The organism is Dyadobacter sp. CY351 (genome assembly GCF_021502625.1).
Taxonomy (GTDB): Bacteria; Bacteroidota; Bacteroidia; order Cytophagales; family Spirosomataceae; genus Dyadobacter; species Dyadobacter chenhuakuii.
The window spans coordinates 113,667-132,079 of sequence record NZ_JAKFFU010000003.1; the positions used below are offsets into that span (position 1 = coordinate 113,667).

General features: G+C 47.1%; 13 protein-coding genes. 4 read left to right on the forward strand and 9 right to left on the reverse strand.

Going from position 1 to position 18,413, the window contains the following annotated elements; translation table 11 throughout:
* The first annotated feature begins 48 nt into the window (after positions 1 to 48).
* Positions 49 to 1,125, forward strand: a complete 1,077-nt coding sequence (locus L0660_RS06155) for an AI-2E family transporter (RefSeq protein ID WP_235158616.1) — start codon at positions 49 to 51, stop codon at positions 1,123 to 1,125.
* 33 nt (positions 1,126 to 1,158) lie between these two features.
* Here the strand turns inward: L0660_RS06155 and L0660_RS06160 are convergent, their stop codons facing one another.
* The 3 genes from L0660_RS06160 to L0660_RS06170 form a co-directional block, all read right to left on the reverse strand.
* Positions 1,159 to 2,160 carry a bestrophin family protein gene (locus L0660_RS06160; RefSeq protein ID WP_233798327.1) on the reverse strand — a complete coding sequence of 334 codons (1,002 nt, stop codon included), beginning with the start codon at positions 2,158 to 2,160 and terminating at the stop codon, positions 1,159 to 1,161.
* A 129-nt stretch (positions 2,161 to 2,289) separates the two neighbouring features.
* The gene (locus L0660_RS06165; protein ID WP_235158617.1) at positions 2,290 to 4,425 is read right to left on the reverse strand and encodes a PQQ-binding-like beta-propeller repeat protein; all 2,136 of its coding nucleotides are present in this window, start codon (positions 4,423 to 4,425) and stop codon (positions 2,290 to 2,292) included.
* 22 nt (positions 4,426 to 4,447) lie between these two features.
* Positions 4,448 to 6,403: a sialate O-acetylesterase gene (locus L0660_RS06170; RefSeq protein WP_235158619.1), complete on the reverse strand. Its 1,956-nt coding sequence runs from the start codon at positions 6,401 to 6,403 to the stop codon at positions 4,448 to 4,450.
* Positions 6,404 to 6,535: 132 nt separating this feature from the next.
* Between L0660_RS06170 and L0660_RS06175 the strand changes: the two genes are divergently transcribed.
* Positions 6,536 to 7,441, forward strand: coding sequence for a glycosyltransferase (locus L0660_RS06175; protein ID WP_235158620.1), 906 nt, complete (start codon positions 6,536 to 6,538; stop codon positions 7,439 to 7,441).
* Here L0660_RS06175 and L0660_RS06180 read toward each other — a convergent pair.
* The 4 genes from L0660_RS06180 to L0660_RS06195 form a co-directional block, all read right to left on the reverse strand.
* Positions 7,398 to 8,423 carry a glycosyltransferase gene (locus L0660_RS06180; RefSeq protein WP_235158622.1) on the reverse strand — a complete coding sequence of 342 codons (1,026 nt, stop codon included), beginning with the start codon at positions 8,421 to 8,423 and terminating at the stop codon, positions 7,398 to 7,400. The genes L0660_RS06175 and L0660_RS06180 overlap by 44 nt on opposite strands.
* A complete protein-coding gene (locus tag L0660_RS06185) occupies positions 8,423 to 9,355 on the reverse strand; it encodes a glycosyltransferase family 2 protein (RefSeq protein WP_235158624.1) in 933 nt (310 codons plus the stop codon). The genes L0660_RS06180 and L0660_RS06185 overlap by 1 nt, the downstream gene beginning before the upstream one ends.
* On the reverse strand, positions 9,355 to 11,178 hold the full coding sequence (locus L0660_RS06190; protein ID WP_235158626.1) for an ABC transporter ATP-binding protein: 1,824 nt from the start codon (positions 11,176 to 11,178) through the stop codon (positions 9,355 to 9,357). Before L0660_RS06190 ends, L0660_RS06185 begins: the two co-directional genes overlap by 1 nt.
* A gap of 112 nt (positions 11,179 to 11,290) precedes the next feature.
* Positions 11,291 to 12,274, reverse strand: coding sequence for a glycosyltransferase family 2 protein (locus tag L0660_RS06195; RefSeq protein ID WP_233798334.1), 984 nt, complete (start codon positions 12,272 to 12,274; stop codon positions 11,291 to 11,293).
* A 740-nt stretch (positions 12,275 to 13,014) separates the two neighbouring features.
* Here L0660_RS06195 and L0660_RS06200 point away from each other — a divergent pair.
* On the forward strand, positions 13,015 to 14,199 hold the full coding sequence (locus tag L0660_RS06200) for a putative sensor domain DACNV-containing protein (protein WP_235158627.1): 1,185 nt from the start codon (positions 13,015 to 13,017) through the stop codon (positions 14,197 to 14,199).
* 11 nt (positions 14,200 to 14,210) lie between these two features.
* Here the strand turns inward: L0660_RS06200 and dinB are convergent, their stop codons facing one another.
* Positions 14,211 to 15,317 carry a DNA polymerase IV gene (gene dinB / locus L0660_RS06205; protein WP_235158629.1) on the reverse strand — a complete coding sequence of 369 codons (1,107 nt, stop codon included), beginning with the start codon at positions 15,315 to 15,317 and terminating at the stop codon, positions 14,211 to 14,213.
* A gap of 154 nt (positions 15,318 to 15,471) precedes the next feature.
* Here dinB and L0660_RS06210 point away from each other — a divergent pair, with 154 nt between their 5' ends.
* Entirely contained in the window at positions 15,472 to 17,619 is a 2,148-nt protein-coding gene (locus tag L0660_RS06210) for a M43 family zinc metalloprotease (protein WP_235158630.1), read from the forward strand.
* 92 nt (positions 17,620 to 17,711) lie between these two features.
* On the opposite strand, the gene L0660_RS06215 is transcribed toward L0660_RS06210, so the two are convergent.
* Positions 17,712 to 18,107, reverse strand: coding sequence for a hypothetical protein (locus tag L0660_RS06215; RefSeq protein WP_026632093.1), 396 nt, complete (start codon positions 18,105 to 18,107; stop codon positions 17,712 to 17,714).
* Positions 18,108 to 18,413: the final 306 nt, after the last annotated feature.

An 18,413-nucleotide genomic window follows, 5' to 3' on the forward strand; every position in this document is an offset into this window, starting at 1 on the left:
TCGGAGGCTTGGAATGATTTTTTAGCTTTCCCTGAAAACTTATTCTCTATGAAGGAAAACGTCTCCAAGATCCTCGTTTGGGTATTATTACTGATTGCCATTCCAGCTGGTTTGTATTTTGGCAAAACCTTTCTCGCGCCACTTGCTATCGGCGCAGTTCTTTCCATGATGCTCATTCCGATAATGGACTGGCTGATGTTGAAAGGCCTTGCCAAGGGCTGGGCAGTTGCCGGGAGCACGGTAACATTGCTGCTGTTCCTGGTTTTTCTGGGATCGCTGATTACCATTCAGGTTAAGATGATATCCAAGGACTGGCCGGAAATTGAGAAAAAGTCAGTGCAGTATCTGGAAGACGGACAAAAATTTATAGAAGACAAGACAGGGCTGGATCCCGACGAGCAGCTTGCTCAGGCGAAAACAATGGTGTCCAAGCTGGGAAGCGGAAGTCCGGCGGCCATTGGTTCGGTAGGAGGGGCCATTGCCAATGTTATCCTTATTATCGTATATGTAGTGCTGTTGCTTTCGCAGCGGGAGCGTTTTAAGGAGTTTATCTTAATTAATTTCCCTAAACAGGACCATGTGCGCGTGCGTAAAGCCCTGAAAGATATTCGCAAAACATCCGGCGGCTATTTCTACGGAATGTTAAAGGCAATGATCATCCTTGCCATCCTTTACGGAACCGGTTTTATGATCGGAGGCGTTAAATATGCATTTTTGCTGGCGCTGATTGCGGCGGTTTTCTCATTTATTCCTTACGTGGGAAATGCGATAGGAGGTGGATTGGCAGCTTTGTTAGCCTTGGTTTCAGGCGGTCCGTCGAGCGTTTTGGTTGTGGTCATAGTCATGTTTGCTGCCCAGATGATCGATAATTACATCACCCAGCCTTATGTTGTTGGGAAAGAAGTGGATCTTAACCCGTTCATGACCATTACTTCGGTTGTTGCATTCGGCGTGCTTTGGGGCGTTGCGGGAGCTATAATCGCCATTCCGATCACAGGGATTTTGCGGGTCGCATTTCAATATTTGCCTCATACCAAATCACTGGCTTTCCTGATGGGGAATGAAAAGCCAGTGATGGATCTTGAAGGCGTGAAGCATCAGGTAGATGAACGAAACAGCGCGTAGGCAATAGCCAGGCGCGTTTCCAGCTCATTCCTTCTACATTAATATGTTATTAACAGCCTTGATGGGCGCCGGAATGTTTTCCTCATTCAGCATTTCGCGGAGATCAATTTCAATGGTGCGGCAAATCGCTGTCATTGGAACATCGTTGATCGCATTCTCGAATGGGTTTTCGCTCGTGTCACCCACGACTTCCATGGTGTAAAACACCCAGCCGATGATGATATAGCTCGGGATCGCAAGCCATACCAGATTTTCGCCCAGTTTAGCGAATTCGCCGATGAGTCCGAAAGGTAAAATGGCGAGAAAAAGCCAGACAAAAACTTTGGAGAAAAAGGCATACTGGCGTGGAAACGGGAAGTTTTTGATCCTTTCGGCAGCGCCCTGCTGGTTGTAAAATTCCTGAATCACATTCATCATATGAAAGTAAAACAGCTCATTGATCGCGCCTTTACGGAAAACAGCATCAAGCTGCTTCGCCTGTGCTTTAAGGATATGCGTTGCGGGATTTTTTTTGGATAAATAATACGCTACTTCATCGCCGGGCAAAAGGCCGTTTAATGTATGCAAAAGTGGAAATTCATCCGGATCGCGCTGGTCGGCCACCACGTGGTGCGCGATGGAATGTTTATCATCCCAAACGCTTTTTGCGCGCAACTGTAACCGTACTGCATTGATATAAGCAATGTGCCTGTGAATGAGCGTAGTGCTTATTTCCTTCACATTATGCTCAGGATCATCGGGTAAGGGCTGAATGTAAGTGGCTGAGAATGTTCCCCAGCTCCGGCTGGCGTTGACAATGGCACCCCAGATGCGCCTCGCTTCCCAAAGCCTTTCATAAGAAGAGTTGTTTTTAAAACCCACATAAAATGCCACAGCCGTACCAATCAACCCGATCGGAACGAAGGAGATGCCGAGCGTAATGCCGGAAATATAACTCAACGTGCAGAGTAATGTGGCGTAAGCAAAAAAGATCAGGATCGGCCTCCATGCGAAGGACATAACGATCCCCAGTTTAATTTCTCGGGCGGTATACATTCAGTTTAATAGAAAGGTGTAGTTAACAAGCACTAAGGTTTCAATTTTAGGTCAAAACGCGGACAGGCAATGCGGTGAACCGGATAATTTCAAACATTAAGCTTCCGAAACCGGAAGTGGAAATTTTTATCATTCCAATGCAAAAGCTACATATTGATTGCCCTTCCTCGTCCCCAGCTTGGTTCCGCCGCAGGCGATTACTACGAACTGCCTGCCGTTGACTGCGTAAGTGGAAGGCGTTGCGAAGCCGGCTGCCGGAAGCAGTGTTTCCCAAAGCAGCTTGCCATTTTTCTTATCAAACACCCTAAATTTTCCGTCTTTTGTCGCTGCTATGAACAATAAGCCGCTCGCTGTCACGACCGGTCCGCCGTAATTTTCTGTTCCGGTTGTGGGATATCCCTGCTTTTTCAGGGATTCCACTTCGCCGAAAGGAATGCGCCACAGGAATTCCCCGGTGTTGAGATTAATGGCATTCAATGTTCCCCAAGGCGGCGAAATCGCAGGAAGGCCGTTGGCATCGAGGAATTTGTTATAACCCGTGCTCTGGTAAGGCAGATACACTTTATTGGAAGTTGTCGCAACAGAGGTGGCTTCCACTTTCTCTTCGTCGAATAAAAAGGCAACAAGTGCCTGTTTTTCATCAGCAGAAAGCGTTGTAAAACCCGGCATCATTCCCTTCCCGGAAGTAATGATCTGGCTTACGAATGCACGGTCGCGGCGGGCGCCGATGTTGACCAGCGAGGGGTAACCGCTTTTGGCGTTGCCTTTGCGCTGCGGCCCGTGGCAGGTTACACAATTGGTGGTGTAAACTTTCTCTCCGGGACTCAGATTGGTCATTTCGCTCGCTTTCGGCGTGTCTTTCATGGTGAGTATCCAGGCCATTTCGTTGCTGTTGACATACATGATACCATCTTCGGGATCAGCTGCTGCACCGCCCCATTCCGCGCCGCCGTCAAAGCCTGGGAGAATGATGGTCCCTTCCTTGCTGGGCGCGGCAAACAATGCTTTCTTGTAACTTTTAAATTTGATAACCAAAGAATCCCGATCCGGCGCGTAAGGGCTTATGTCCTTCTCTGTCAATGTGTAAGCTTGCCTTGCATAGGAGGCTGGTTTGGTAGGAACGGGCTGTGTCGGCCATGGGAATTCGCCTGGTAATGCGTCTTTGGGCGCGGTTACTTCGCGTATCGGAAACAATGGTTTTCCTGTAACACGGTCAAAAATGAAAACATATCCCTGCTTGCTGACTTGTGCGACGGCGTCGATTTTCATGGGTTGTCCGTCCGGGCCTTTCTTTGTGACGGTGATCAGGTTAGGAGGCGCAGGCAGGTCGCGGTCCCAAATATCGTGGTGCATGGTCTGGTAGTGCCACAAGCGCTTCCCGGTCCTTGCGTCGAGTGCGATAAGGCAGTTTGCGAACAGGTTTGCACCTTTTCTTTTACCACCATAAAAATCGTATCCCGCTGAACCCGTGGGCACATACAGGATCCCGCGTTCCCGGTCGATGGCCGTTCCGGCCCAGTTGTTGGCGGCTCCTGTGAATGTATTTTTGTAAGCATCCGGCGGGAATGTTTCGTAACCGAATTCTCCCGGGTAAGGGATGGTGTGAAAGGTCCACACAAGCTTGCCAGTACGCACATTGAATGCGCGCAAGTCGCCAGGTGCTGCATCCGAATCCTCGGAAAGACGGACCGGCATGACGATCAGGTCTTCAAAAATGGTTCCAGGGGTGTTGGAAACCATGTATTTGTCTTTTGCAATGTCGGGTAACCCTGCGCGCAGGTCTATTTTTCCTTTGTCGCCAAAACTTTCAACCGGCTTTCCCGTTTTCGCATCCAGCGCGTAAAGGAACGGGCCCATGGCGTGCATTATGCGCTTGTCCTCGCCGTCGCTCCAATAAGTAAGCCCGCGGCTTGTGTTGGAGCCATTTTTTGATTTATCCCCAAAAATCCAGATCTGCTTCCCGGTGGCTGCGTCCAGAGCAAATGCCTGGACCATGTTGGTTACCCCATATAAAACGCCGTCGACAATGATCGGATTCACCTGCGTTTGTCCCGAATCGGGCATGGCGTAAGTCCAGGCTACTTTCAATTTTGAAACATTCTGGCGGTTGATCTGCGTGAGCGGCGAGTAATGGTTACGGTCCGGGCCGCCCAAGTATTCGGGCCATTCTGTGCTTTGAGCGGGTTTTGTTTCAAATTTTTGCTGCTGCGTGGCAACCAGGAACAGTGCCGACGCAGCGATGCAAATTGAAAGTGGCTTTAACATATAAGGGCTTATGAGGTGCTGACTATTGAAATTTGCCATTTACCGAGCGGCCCGTCCAGTCATCTGTCCGGAAACTGCTGGCAGGAAATCCATCGGTGCTGAATAAGTTTGCTTCTTCGGGGGCGTCCGACCAGGCATATCTCACAGAAGCCGGCCGGGGGACTTTTGGATGGGAAATTTCCACTGTATTTCCTCTGATCTCCGCTTTGGCATAATAGAAAACTTTGTCGTCTCCGGCGATTTCGAATCCTTTGAGATAACCATACCGGTCTTTAACCATCAGCCCGTTTTCCGCATGCTTGAATGTTACAACTGCTTTACCATCAGTGAATTGTACTTTGTCGTAAAGCGGGGAAGCGTAGGGGATGTTTTGTCCGTAATCATTTTTCAATGCTTGTGTTGCAAGCCTGTGTGCGACATCCTGCTTGTTGGTAGGGTGAATGTCGTTTGGATTTCCAACGTCGGTACTCACGGCCATTCCTGTTTTTGGCAGGCTTAATGTCATATTTTGTGCCTCGCGCAGTTCGGCCCAGTAACTTCCTTTATTGCTGTCTTCATCCTTTCCAAAGCTTGAAAGCTGCACCCAGTAAAATGAAAAATCATCATTCCAAAGTTTACGCCAGTCGTTGATCAGCAAAGGGAACGATTTACGATATTGGTAAGCGCGCATTGTGTTTGCCTCGCCCTGATACCAAAGCGAGCCGCGGATGGCAAAAGGGATCAGCGGGACGATCATTGCATTGTAGATGCTCGTGCCAACATTGTTCATCAAATGCGCATACTCGTGTTTTTCAGCGAAAGAAGGCATCAAGAACCAATCTTTGGCTAGCGAGATCTTGTTCGTCCCGTCTTCCACAAAAATATCCGTCGCTTTGCCCATCATACCCGGCCCGAACCAGGGCGTTCCCACCATGCTTCCATGGGCAATAACGAGCTGATTTTTGCCTTCTTTCCATGTATTGGCAGGGACTTTGATTTTGCGTACACCTTTGGATTCGGTTTCGCCCACCAATTTTCCATTGATATAGATCTTGTTCGGACTGTCGTTCTCCGCCAGGGATAATGTGGTCTCTTTCCCAATCATATCAGCGGTCATCATTACTTCTTTGCCCATGTAGGCCTTTCCACGATAACCCATCACGCCTTTCCAATCCCATTGTCCCACCGGATCGGCCGTTTTCATCCAGATTGAAAAGTCCGCATTTCCGCTGGTGTATTTTTGCTCATCTGCTGCACTCGGCGTGAATGAATCACTTTTGAAGAGCGTTTTTCTGAGCTTGGCATCCATCATCAGATCGGCTTCCTGCCACGTTTTGGGCAGATTCTGCGCGTAAGTTTTCAGCTCATCGTCGCCGAGCATGCCTTCCTTACTGATCCAGCCCTCCACTTGCGAGCCGCCCCAGGAAGAATGCAGCAGACCAATAGGAATGTTGAGTTTTTGATATATTTCCCTCGCAAAGAAAAATCCGATCGCCGAAAATCCACCGACGGTTTCAGAAGATGAGATTTTCCATTCACCGGAAGTCAGATCGGTTTCAGGTTGCAATGTTACGTTGTGTTCAACCCGGAAATGACGGATTTGCGGGAAATCGGCATTCTGTTTTTCAATCTCAAAATCCTTTGCAGCAGACACAGGCCATTCTATATTCGATTGCCCGGACAAAAGCCACACTTCACCGATAAGTATATCATTAACAGCCGCTTGTCCCGATTTCGCTGACACATTGAGCTTATGTGGCCCGCCAGCTTCCATAGGATCAAATTTAACCATCCATTTGCCGGATGCGTCCGCTTTGCCTTGCAATGTCTGCTGCGCCAGCGTCACTTTTACCTTTTCTCCCGGCTTCGCCCAGCCCCAGACCGGAATGGGCTTTTGTCTTTGTAAAACAACGTGATCAGAAAACAGACGGGCGAATTTCACCTGCGCAAAAACGGACGTGTTCAGTAGCAGGAAAAGAAAAAGGAAAATGTGTTTCATCAATGTTCGAAAAAGTTTGTAACCCCTTTAAAACACCTCCGGGGTGCACTTTCTACTTAAAGCCCTAACTTTACAGATGCATTGTTCCTGCATTGCATGGATGTTAGCCATAACTTATTCAGAATCTGATACATGTTATCCATCGTTATCTGTTCAGCCAACGCGGAGGATCTGTCCATTGTGAAAGAAAACATAGCGCAAACAGTCGGCATTGCGCATGAGATCATTGCTTTTGATAATCGTTTTGAGAAAAAAGGCATTTGCGAAGTTTACAATTGGGGCACGCAGCAGGCCAGATATGACATCATTTGCTATATGCACGAAGATGTGGAGATCAGGACGCACGGCTGGGGGCAACCGGTGATTGATATTTTCTCTAATGATGCCCAAGCGGGCATTCTTGGTGTGGCTGGTGGCGGCTATAAGTCGCTGGCTCCTTCGGGCTGGTATCAGGTGGATTTTCACTATGAGGAGCGCGCATTTCAGAACGTTTTGCAGGGATTTAAATTCAACAGCAAAGAAGAAATTCATGCATATCACAATCCAGGGCAGGAGAAATTAAGCCAGGTCGTTTGTGTGGATGGTTTGTGGTTTTGCACGCGTAAAGACATTGCATTGCGCTTTCCCTTCGACGCTAAGCTCTTGCCGGGGTTTCATGGATATGATCTGGATTTTTGTCTCAGCGTGTATCCCGAATACAAAGTGCTGGTCACGTTTGAAATCTTAATGAAACACGCTTCTGAGGGGAATTTTGATAAAAAATGGTTTGATCAAATCCTGAAATTACACCGGAAATGGTCAAAAATCCTGCCGCTTACCACGGCTAACATTAGCGACAGGGAGCTTTATCTCACGGAGAGACGGTGCTTTGAAACGGTGATTGAAAAGATGATCCACTGGGACTATTCTTTCTATCAGATCCATAAAATGCTGATGAGTATGAGGAAGTCGCGTATCCGGAAAAAGCTTTTTTTTAAATCCTATCAGCATTTGCTCAGGTTGAAGCTGGGTCTTCGTCCTCTTTCCCAAAAAAGCTGAAATATCTGGCCCAGAACAATTTCGCTTTCAATCCCCAGATCTGGCGGTAAACAAACGCACGCTTGCTGGCTTTGCGGTATTTTTGAATGTAGTATAAAATGTCGAAATGCCTGCCGATGAGTCGCGCGTAACCGAATGATATCCAGGTGTCAAGCCGCCTTTCAAACAATTCGACCAGTCGGTTGAGGAATTCCGGGTTTCTGTTCTTTTTAAATGTTGCGCAGTATTTGATCCATTTCAAATCGCGTCTCAATTTCTTGATATCGCGGTTCTCGTGGTATTTTTTCCTGATCTTTTTCCGCTTGTTAAGGATATCGGTCGAGGTTTTCGGGTGCTGCCGGTAATTCACAAGCGGAATGTCGACATACTGGATTGTACCCAGATTAACAGCGACATATGCGATCCAATGGTCATGAAAGTGATCCGCGTCGAAGGGAAGAATATCAGCGACGAGCTCGCGCTTAAAAAATAAGCTGTGACCTGAAACGCAGTTAAAAAAATAGAAAACTTCGGGTTGATCGCCGCTATACAAATTGATGATGCTCGACATTTTCAGGTCCAGCAGCTTTCCGCCGTCTTCCATAAACCGGGAATCGTGGTAAACCAGCTTGTGCGTTCCTATATTGTCCAGCATGATCTGGATCTTGTCGAGATTCCAGGTGTCGTCCTGATCCGATAACGCAATAAATTCTCCTTTGCAGAGCGTGATGGCTTTCTCGAAATTTTTTACATATCCCAGATTCACCTCATTTTCATAAACCTTTAAATAAGGATATCGCTGCTGGTAATCCTTTAAAATCGCCCGCGAAGCATCGCTGCTGCAATCGTCCACGGCTATGATTTCGACATTCGGATATCGCTGATTAACCAGAGTGTCGAGTTGCTCCTTCAGGAACTTCTCTCCATTATAAACGCAAAGCGCGATGGATACGAGTGGAGATGTACTGCCCCGATGAGGAGGTGAATTGAGTGTCATATGCATTAAAGGAACGTTTTTGCTAATGGCCCCCAGATTTTTCTTAGGGTAAAGAAAAATTTACTCCAACTGTTTTTTTTCAAAAGCCTCAGTAAATAATTTCTGTCTTTCCATATAGCCTGGCCGTAAGCAATGCTCATAAAGGAAGCATTCCGGTCTAGACTTAGCTTGTATAATCTGGTAATCAGGTAAGCAGACTTGTCGGCAGCTTTCGCTGCGCAAATTTTAAGCCACTCACTTTCTCTTTTGAGTTCAGTAATCTTTTGCCCGGTGGACCTTGAAGTCGTGCGCAAGGCAAGTATGTCTGTATTATTTTTCTTGTGCTGCCGGTAACGGACCAGGCATTTATCTACAAAATCAATAGACCCATTGCTGGTGGCAATGTATGCAAGCCATTGATCATAATGGAAGCCCTCAGGAAATGGAAGCGCATAGGCAAGCAGCGATCTTTTCATGAAGATACTGTGGCCAGAAACGCAATTGAAATACAAAAAAACCTCGGGCCGGTCGCCGCGGTAAAAGGCAAATTTGTCGGATATCCTGGCGTCCATCGACTTTCCCGATTCGTCGATAAATTCCGAATCGTGGTAAACCAGCAGATTGTTCTGGATCGCTTCGAGTTGTAATTTCAGCTTATCCGGATGCCAGATATCGTCCTGGTCGCAGATGGCGATAAAGCCGCCTTCACAAAGTTGCAGCGCCTTTTCGAAATTCTTGTTGTATCCCAGGTTCTGGTGATTGCGATGGATCTTAAAACGGTTGTCGCGCGCTGCATAGCTGCTTAGTATAGTCAATGTTTCGTCTTGCGAAAAGTCGTCTACGATTACCAGCTCCCAGTCCTGAAGGCTTTGGGAAAGGATGGAGTCCAACTGTTCTGACAGGAAATCACTGCCATTGTAGGTGCACAATGCTATCGAAATGAGCGGCTTGTTTTCCATCAAATATCGCTGAATTGCTGCATATCAATCAGTCGCTTGTAAAGCCCCTCGCGTGCGATGAGCTCCGAATGATTGCCTTGCTCTACAATCTGACCATCCTCCAAAACCACAATCGAATCTGCTTTCTGAATGGTGCTTAGCCTGTGCGCGATCACCAGCGAAGTCCTGTTTTGCATCAAATTATTCAATGCTTGCTGCACAAGTTTTTCCGATTCCGTATCCAGTGCAGAAGTTGCTTCATCCAGCAACATGATCGGCGGGTTCTTCAAAACAGCCCTGGCAATGCAGATACGTTGTTTCTGTCCGCCCGACAATTTCATCCCACGGTCGCCGATGTTGCTATCATAACCATCTTCGGTCTCCATGATGAAATCGTGGGCATTGGCCACCTTCGCCGCAGCGGCCACTTTTTCAGGCGTCGCATTGGGATTTCCAAATGCAATGTTATTATAAATCGTATCATTAAAAAGCATCGATTCCTGGTTCACAACCCCGAAAAGTGCCCATAGTGATTCCATTTTTACTTGTTTTACATTCCAGTCGTCGATGGAAACACTGCCTTCCTGCGCGTCAATAAAGCGCGGGAGCAGGTCCATGAGTGTGGATTTGCCGCCACCGGAGGGCCCTACCAGTGCAATGGTTTTTCCCTTCGGAATGGTCAGGTTAACGGATTTGAGAACCGGTTTTGCCTGATAAGCAAAGGAAACGTTCTTTAATGTGAGTGCATGATTAAATTCTTTCAGGTCGACGGCGTCAGGTGCGTCCTGGATCTCTGGTTTTTCATCGATCAGATCCAGAACCCTTTCGCCGGCTGCTATACCCGCATGAATGGTGCTGAAAGAATCCGTTAACGCCTTGGCAGGACGCATTACCTGCGAAAACAATGCGATATAGGCGACGAATTTGGACACGCTCAGGTCGGACTGGTTATCCAGAATCAGCGAGCCGCCATAAAGCACGATGATCGCCACCATTGTAACGCCCAAAAATTCAGAAACGGGCCCGCTCAACTGCTGCCGGCGCGCCATTTTGCGTCCCAGGTCGGAATAGCGAATGTTTTCTTTGTGGAACTTATCCTTAATGTCCTCCGTCGCATTGAATGCTTTAATGATCTTGATCCCCGAAAGCGCTTCGTCCAGATAGCTGATCATTAAACCGAACAGGTGCTGTGCTTCCTTCGCCTGCTCTTTCAGCCTTTTTACAATTTTTGAAATGATAAAAGCGGAGATCGGGATAACGAGGATGGCGAAGAATGTAAGCTTGGCGGATGTTGCAAAAAGCATGAATATGTAAGCCAGCAACTGCAAGGGCTCCTTAAAAACAACCTGCAATGTTCCCGTCACCGAAAACTGGACAACCTGCACATCGGACGCGATCTTTGAAATAATGTCCCCTTTACGCTGATTGCTGAAATAGCCCGCGTGCAGGTTCATAACATTATTAAAAACAGTTTTCCGCAAATTAAGCAAGGTGTGGATCCGGAGATTTTCCATGACCCGCTGCGAGAAATATTTAAAAATATTGGAAAGTAAGATTGATGTAACGATCACCGCGCAGACCAGTTGCAATGCGCCATGCGGACCGTAAGCGTCGTTGGCTTGTTGTGCGTAGTAGTTTAGCATGCCCGTAACATCCCAGGCATCGGGTTTTGGTATCACTTCGGCCCCGTCCTTATTGTTATTGAACAGGGTGCTCATCAATGGAGCAAGCAGTGCAAGGTTAAGCGTATTGAAAATGACCCCGAGGACTGTGAAAAAGATATAGGGGACTGCAAATTTGGCAATGGGCTGGGCAAATGATAGTAATCGGAAGTATGTTTTCATTATGTGGAAATGGCATATTTAGCATACGCCTGAAAGTAAAACAGCCGAAAATCCTAGAATTTCCGGTTGAGGGTGCAAATTAATGCTTATCGCTTTAAATCGCTGACAATAACTATAATTTTACGACCTGCTTGTATTTAAGCATCATTTTAATGTTCTCGATAACGTCATTGATCCCGATGTTGGATTTATGATGTTTCATCTGGGTTTTGAACGCGGTTTTCTTCACCGAAAGTTCGTTCATATTCCGCAGGAAGTCAAGATAGGCCTGTGCTTTATAGAATTGAAGTGTAATGATGCTGGGGAGCACGTCGCTGAGAATGACCTGCATATGATACAGATTCAGGTCAATGCCGTGCAAATGCAGGTGATGCATGTAGTAACGGTTCCTGAAATAGATCCTTTTGACAGAATAATTGTCCTTATGGCCCTTGGTGCTCGCAGAAACCTCGTGGCGGCAAACTGCATTGTGCTCATAATAGCATTTCCAGCCCAGTCTCCACGCACGGATTGACATTTCCTGGTCTTCGCCGTAATAAGGGTTGAACATTTCATTAAAACCATTGATCGCTTTCAGCTTCCTGGTGTCCATTAAAGCAATGGCGCCGGAGAGATAGAATGTCGGTGTCAGCGTATCGGAATCTTTCAGATAAAAGAAGTTGCTTGGTTTGATCTTCCTTCCCAGAATCTTCGGCGAACGTGCAGCATCCAGGATGTTGTCGTCTTCCATGCCGATAATGCGTCCCATTACACCGAAAGTGTCTTCCAGTTCGAAGTATTTATAAAGTTTTTCAAAATAACCTTCTTCGAGTGTAACGTCTGTATTAAGCAGGAAAATGAGATCGTTGGTGGCCTTCTGAATGCCCAGGTTGCAGGTGTGGGAAAATCCCGAGTTCTTTTCCTTCCGGATAATGGTAATGTTATTCCCGTAATGTTCTTCCAGATATGCTACTGAATCGTCACTGGAAGCGTCATCAACGATTATGATCTGGACCTTTGTTCCTAGGGTATTGAGAATTTTGTAATTATTCTCGAAATATTTTTCGAATAAATGCTTTCCGTTGTAATTCGGAATTACTACCGAGATGCTTTTCATCAATCTTACAATTTAAGTGTAGAGTATATGGTTTACCCGATAGTTGTCTATTTAATTAAAATCCTTAGTTTCAGATTTACTGGCATCAATCATCAATTATTGAACCACTTACTTACTTTCAAGAACCTGCGTTGGCCACCGGAAAACGGTCCGGCTTTTTTTGGCAAGCGCACAGAGTCATTAGAGGACTCCGGGTCCTGTGTTCTTTGTTTCCGAATTTTATAAGGGTGAAGAGGGAATAGTAACTGCAGATGCCGGTGGAAATAAATGTCTTTTACTTAGCTTTTCCAGGCATTATGCTTAGAGTTAATGTGATTATTATCATTTCGTGTATCTATACACGTATTTTGGTTAATTTGATGCAGGCAAGATATGTTTTTTCCAAGATCATTCATCGATTCCATTGTTTTTATTTTCATAGCCGAAATATCGTTTTCTACCTTTCAAGCTTCGTTTTATACGACGTAAGAAGTTTAAAAATGGTTGGAATCGAATTGCAAGAATTTGTCAAAAAAACATAATCGCTAATTATTAAGCGGCCGAAAGAGCCTCATACTCACCTTTAACTATGCCGCATTTTGGCGAAAAAAATTTATTAGTATGTGAAAAAAAATACGCACTTATTGAGCATCCAACTTTTTATCACTTCTCTTTGTTGCTATCTTAACTCTGCGTTCTGTTGCCAGGAAGCAACTGCCATGAGAACGCTGGCAGCAGCAAAAAATTTTAAGTGACCGTGCATGAAGATGAATAACCCTGGAACTAACATGATTGCAGGCGATCCTGTTCCCGCCACAACGTATAAGCCGGCACGGGGCGTGGCCAGTCTGGTCGAAAGCCATTTCGAGCGCCACCACGAATCTGTAAGGAGCCATTACGATCAGGAACTGGCTCCTAAGCCCGACGCCCGGACGATTGAAACCATTATTGATACAACTTTTTGGGCAAGCCTGCGAAGGGAAGAGGGGCGTTCCCCCAAAGTTTCCATAGCATTCCTGCCGCCCGAAGATGCCGAAAGCCCCCTGATTTTCAGTGAAAGGCTCACATTATCAGCCAATACGCTTACCAAGCTCGCTCCTGCGGTGGAACGCTCGGGGATACATCTGGGTGTATGGATGGAAGGCAATGAGCTGTGCATCTGGGGAACCACAAGGGTCATCCCGGGGCTGTGTTTTGTGCTCGAAGTGGTCGAGCCAGGGATGCTCGTGATCAAGCACAGGCGTGTGGATGGCTTCGGTAAGTTTGTTAATGTCGCTGTTCTGAAGGGAGATCAGGTGAAAATTGTGGACGAGAATAGCGGCAGGGCGCGTGATTGCCCTTCGGTTATTAATTCCATGATCGGATTTACTTCTTCGACATTGTGGAGCGATTCGCTTAACCTGCTGGTTCAGCTGGCGGTTTCTATGCGCGCCCACGAGCGGGGAGGCATCTTACTGGTTGTGCCCAACGGAAAGGACGATTGGAGAAAATCCATCATTCACCCGATTACCTATCACGTTCAACCTTCATTTTCCGAGCTGGCAGAACTGAACAGAAAATACATAGAAGATCCCAACCCGATCGGCTGGCAGTCACAATTGAGCTCGGCTATAAACGGCCTGGCCGGGTTGACCGCCGTGGACGGCGCAACGATCATCAATGATAAATATGAATTGCTGGCTTTCGGGGCCAAGATCGGGCGGACTGCGGAAGGTCGGCCGGTGGAGGAAATGCTGGTAACGGAGCCCGTTATAGGGAACGTGGGCCAGGTTATGCACCCGGTGCAGCATGGAGGCACGAGGCACTTGTCTGCAGCACAATTTGTGTACGATCAGCGCGATGCTATTGCGCTCGTTGCGTCGCAGGACGGACGCTTTACGATTTTTTCCTGGGCTCCCTGTGAAGGAAAAGTGCAGGCGCACCGGGTCGACGCATTGCTGCTATAATACAATGCAGGTCAGCCGAACAATTCGAGCTGGCCTGAGTCTTTTGCTCTTCGCGACCGGATTTCCAGCTCCCCGAAGTTGGACAGCGAAATGCCCAGCAGGCGCACGGATTTTTCTTCCAGGTCTACTTTCGCCATAAGATCTTTCGCCGTTTCAAGGATAATGTCCAGGTCGTCCACGGGCGAGCCGAATGAATGGTTCCGGGTGATCTGGGTGAAGTCGCTATACTTTATTTTTAATGTAATGGTGCGGCCTTTGAGCTGTTTTTTGCGCAGCCGGTTGAAAACCGTAACACCGATCTTATCCAGCTCCTTATGCATTTCGTCAATGGTGGAGAGGTCGTACATGAATGTATCTTCCGCACCCAGCGACTTGGTTTCCCGTTCCGTTTGCACTTCCCGGTTATCAATTCCCCGCACGATCTTGTAAAAGAAATGTCCTGTTTTTCCGAAATGCCGGACCAGCTCGTTTTCAGGTAATTTTTTGAGATCACCACCAGTGAAAAGCTGCATCCGCTTCATTTTATCGGCTGTGACTTTGCCTACTCCGAAAAATTTTTCGACCGGCAGCGCATTGATAAATGCTTCCACTTTGGAGGGCCCTATGAATGTCAGACCGTCGGGTTTATTAATGTCCGACGCGATTTTTGCCACGAATTTATTGACCGAGATCCCGGCAGAAGCAGTTAAGTTGAGCTCCGTTTTAATCGCTGTTTTGATCTGTTCCGCAATATCCAGGGCTGAGCCGATGCCCAGCTTGTCCTCTGTAACGTCCAGAAATGCCTCATCCAGCGAAAGTGGTTCGATCAGATCGGTATAGCGCGAGAAAATCTCTCTGATATGCGTGGAAACGGCCTTGTAAACCTCAAAACGCGGCGGGACGAAGATGATGCCGGGACACAGCTGGATGGCCTTGCGCGAGGACATAGCCGACCTTACTCCGAATTTCCGGGCCTCATAACTGGCAGTGGCCACCACACCGCGGCCCGTAGGCGAGCCCCCGACAGCAAGCGGCTTACCCCGATATTCCGGAAAATCGCGCTGCTCAACGGACGCGTAAAAGGCATCCATATCAATATGGATTATCTTGCGTACCGGTAAAACAGCAGGTTCTGACATGATCAGATTAGCGGGTATGATTTTAGGTAAAACAAATTAAATAACTAAGAATTCGCATCACTTGCTGGTTTTTTTACGTAAGTATTCATGAACCGGTGTTGCTTTAATTACAAACCAGTTTTTTTATATCAATCTGATTCCCGGAATTTTCCCGATGCGATACTTTTTACTGCGATTAAAATACATTGTTAGCAGCCTGCTCATTGCATTTTTACTGACCCAAAGCGCTTACGTACGCGCGCAGGATAGATGCAGCACCATGGATTTACTTAATATGCGCTTCACGAGGCAGCCGGCACTCAAAATCATGTTTGACCAGCGGGAGCTGCGCCTCAAACAAGCGATCCGGCAGCGGAATGTGACAGGAAAGTCTTTAAAAACCACAGCGAATGTTACTATTCCTGTGGTTTTTCATGTTGTATCAAACAGGCAGTCACTCATCACCGATGAACAGATCCTGGCGCAGCTTGACACGATTAACGCAGATTATGCGGGTGTTAACGGAAGCGCGAGCCGCGTTCCGTCGCATTTCAGGGCACTGTTCGGGCAGTCGGGAATCCAGTTCTGTCTGGCGCAGCGTACACCCGATGAAACACCTACAACCGGGATCGAGCGGTACCCAACTTCCCGCGCAAATTTTGACTATACCACAAATTTGGTAAAACATGCTGAGACAGGCGGCGCTACGGCTTGGGACACAGATCGTTACCTTAATATCTGGATCTGCGACCTGTCGGGCGGGACACTGGGATATGCCACATTCCCGGATGACGGCGTGCCCGATGAACAAGGCGTGGTGATTGACTTTGGCAGCTTGCCAGGTGGAAATGTGGCCGGTTATAATGCCGGAAAAACCCTGACACACGAACTGGGACACTTTTTCAATCTGTATCACATCTGGGGCGACGACAATGGCAGCTGCAACGGAACAGACCAGGTGGACGACACGCCAAACCAGGGCAACAGCACAGGCACATGTCCAACAGGCATCCAGACAGACAATTGTACCCAGACCGCGCCGGGCATCATGTATCAGAATTACATGGACTATACTTCCGACAACTGCCTGATTATGTTCACGAAAGGGCAAGTGGTGCGGATGGATGAATCATTTAATCTGTCCCGGTTGTCCCTGGCAAGCTCGGATGCCTGCACGCCCTTGAACCTGAAAAACAAAGACGCTTCCCTTAAAGCCATCACAAGGCCTGACCAGCGGATTTGCGCCAATTCATTCACACCTCAGGTTGTGCTGGAAAACCGGGGAAAAGAAACACTTACTTCTGTGAATTTTAATGCAGTGATTGACAACGGCACCGTGCAGACTTTCAGGTGGACGGGTTCATTAGCGACATTTGACGAAACAACTGTAAATCTGGGTGCACTTTCCACCGTGGAAGGAAATCATATCCTTACCATCACCACTTCCAACCCGAACGGCGCTGCGGATGAAAATACGGCCAATGACGAGCAAAGTCTGACCTTTATATATTATGAACCGTTCGCTGCACCGGTTGTGGAAAGCTTCGAAAGCTTATTCCCGCCACAAGGCTGGGATATTGTGAATGAAGACGCAGGCACGACCTGGGAGAAAACGACAACCGCTGCCAAAACCGGCGCTGCATCTGTAAAGATCTCCAACTTTGGCAACGAGGCCATTGGCGAGCGCGATTACCTGAGATCTCCAACCGTCAACATTGCGGGCACAGATTCGGCCTATGTGTCATTCCAGCTGGCGGCGGCGACCTATACCAATTCAACGGTGGAAGGCAATGTCTGGGATACATTGCAAGTAATGGTCAGCACCGATTGCGGGCAGACTTACACCAGCGTTTATAAAAAATGGGGGCCTTCACTGGTGACCAGGACAGCCGCCACGCGAACTGCATTCAGGCCCGCTACTAATGAATGGCGCAGTGAAGAGATCAACATTACCAGTTTCATCAACCAGGGCGAAGTGCTTATTGCATTTGTAAACTCCAATGGAAATGAGAATGATATATTCCTGGATGACATCAATATCCGGACGGTGACCATTAATCCGAATCTGAAAGAAGCCGGGTTCCTGGTAACGCCAAACCCGACGAGTGGAAAAGTCTCAGTACAGTTCTATCCGCGGCCCGAAGGATTAAGGTCTGTTTCCATTTATAATGTTTCGGGACAAAAAATTGCCGAACAGCGGATAGCCGGAGAAGTAAGCAGCAATGTGTACGACTTCGACCTGACGAACTATGCCAGTGGGTTGTACATTGTTAAAGCAGAGTTTACAGATCGCGTGCTGACGAAGAAGATTGTCAAAAACTAGAAACGGGTCATTGAAATTTACATTCAAAGGCATAAAAAAATCGGCTTAACCGCTTGTTACAGATAGGTTAAGCCGATTTTTATTTTAATTAATTAATAAATCCTCTTTACAACAACTTTGCTGTTTGTCTGCGCAATCGCAAACTCTTTTGCATTCTCGTTGGGCGGGGAAATGAAGATCTGTTTTTTCTTCTTGCCATCGGTACTTACCCAGTTGGCAGAATATATTTCTGGCAATGTTCCGGCATAAATCGGGTGGTTGTCGGAAAACATGAACACTTCTTCTTCCTCGTAGGCCAGTTCCAGATCGCTTCCTTCAATCACGTCACAGATTATTTTCAACTTGCCAAAGTCATCATCTACCAAGCCTTTTATCCTTGCTTTCCCGAAAAAAGGATCTTCTTCAAAATCCCAGCGGATATAATATTCGATTACATTTCCTATCTGAGAATCAATATAATCGGCGGTCAGCAGTTGTTCCTGGCTCATGGTTGTATTTAGTTTCTTGCACTCCTTTTTATAAAGCAAATCTCAATCCCAGGAGTTATGGGCATTTTGACAAATGTAATCTTAACGTGCATGTTTCCAAAAATAATCGCTTCCGATCGCGAATTAATTTGGAAATAAAAAAATTATTCTAGCCGGAAATCTGCCTCGTTTTTTGTAACCGCTGCTGACATATACTTGTGAAGGTTAGCACTTGCGAATCGCTGTTATCACCACTGGAAACATAGCGGTATGATTTTTGTCGTGCACTATACGTATTCATGTCAGGACTCAGTCCTATCACTTAGC

Excerpts from the sequence above, each read along its gene's own strand:
- L0660_RS06155 (WP_235158616.1), top strand. The coding sequence starts at position 49 with ATGAAGGAAAACGTCTCCAAGATCCTCGTTTGGGTATTATTACTGATT.
- L0660_RS06160 (WP_233798327.1), bottom strand. The coding sequence starts at position 2,160 with ATGTATACCGCCCGAGAAATTAAACTGGGGATCGTTATGTCCTTCGCA.
- L0660_RS06165 (WP_235158617.1), bottom strand. The coding sequence starts at position 4,425 with ATGTTAAAGCCACTTTCAATTTGCATCGCTGCGTCGGCACTGTTCCTG.
- L0660_RS06170 (WP_235158619.1), bottom strand. The coding sequence starts at position 6,403 with ATGAAACACATTTTCCTTTTTCTTTTCCTGCTACTGAACACGTCCGTT.
- L0660_RS06175 (WP_235158620.1), top strand. The coding sequence starts at position 6,536 with ATGTTATCCATCGTTATCTGTTCAGCCAACGCGGAGGATCTGTCCATT.
- L0660_RS06180 (WP_235158622.1), bottom strand. The coding sequence starts at position 8,423 with ATGCATATGACACTCAATTCACCTCCTCATCGGGGCAGTACATCTCCA.
- L0660_RS06185 (WP_235158624.1), bottom strand. The coding sequence starts at position 9,355 with ATGGAAAACAAGCCGCTCATTTCGATAGCATTGTGCACCTACAATGGC.
- L0660_RS06190 (WP_235158626.1), bottom strand. The coding sequence starts at position 11,178 with ATGAAAACATACTTCCGATTACTATCATTTGCCCAGCCCATTGCCAAA.
- L0660_RS06195 (WP_233798334.1), bottom strand. The coding sequence starts at position 12,274 with ATGAAAAGCATCTCGGTAGTAATTCCGAATTACAACGGAAAGCATTTA.
- L0660_RS06200 (WP_235158627.1), top strand. The coding sequence starts at position 13,015 with ATGAAGATGAATAACCCTGGAACTAACATGATTGCAGGCGATCCTGTT.
- dinB (WP_235158629.1), bottom strand. The coding sequence starts at position 15,317 with ATGTCAGAACCTGCTGTTTTACCGGTACGCAAGATAATCCATATTGAT.
- L0660_RS06210 (WP_235158630.1), top strand. The coding sequence starts at position 15,472 with ATGCGATACTTTTTACTGCGATTAAAATACATTGTTAGCAGCCTGCTC.
- L0660_RS06215 (WP_026632093.1), bottom strand. The coding sequence starts at position 18,107 with ATGAGCCAGGAACAACTGCTGACCGCCGATTATATTGATTCTCAGATA.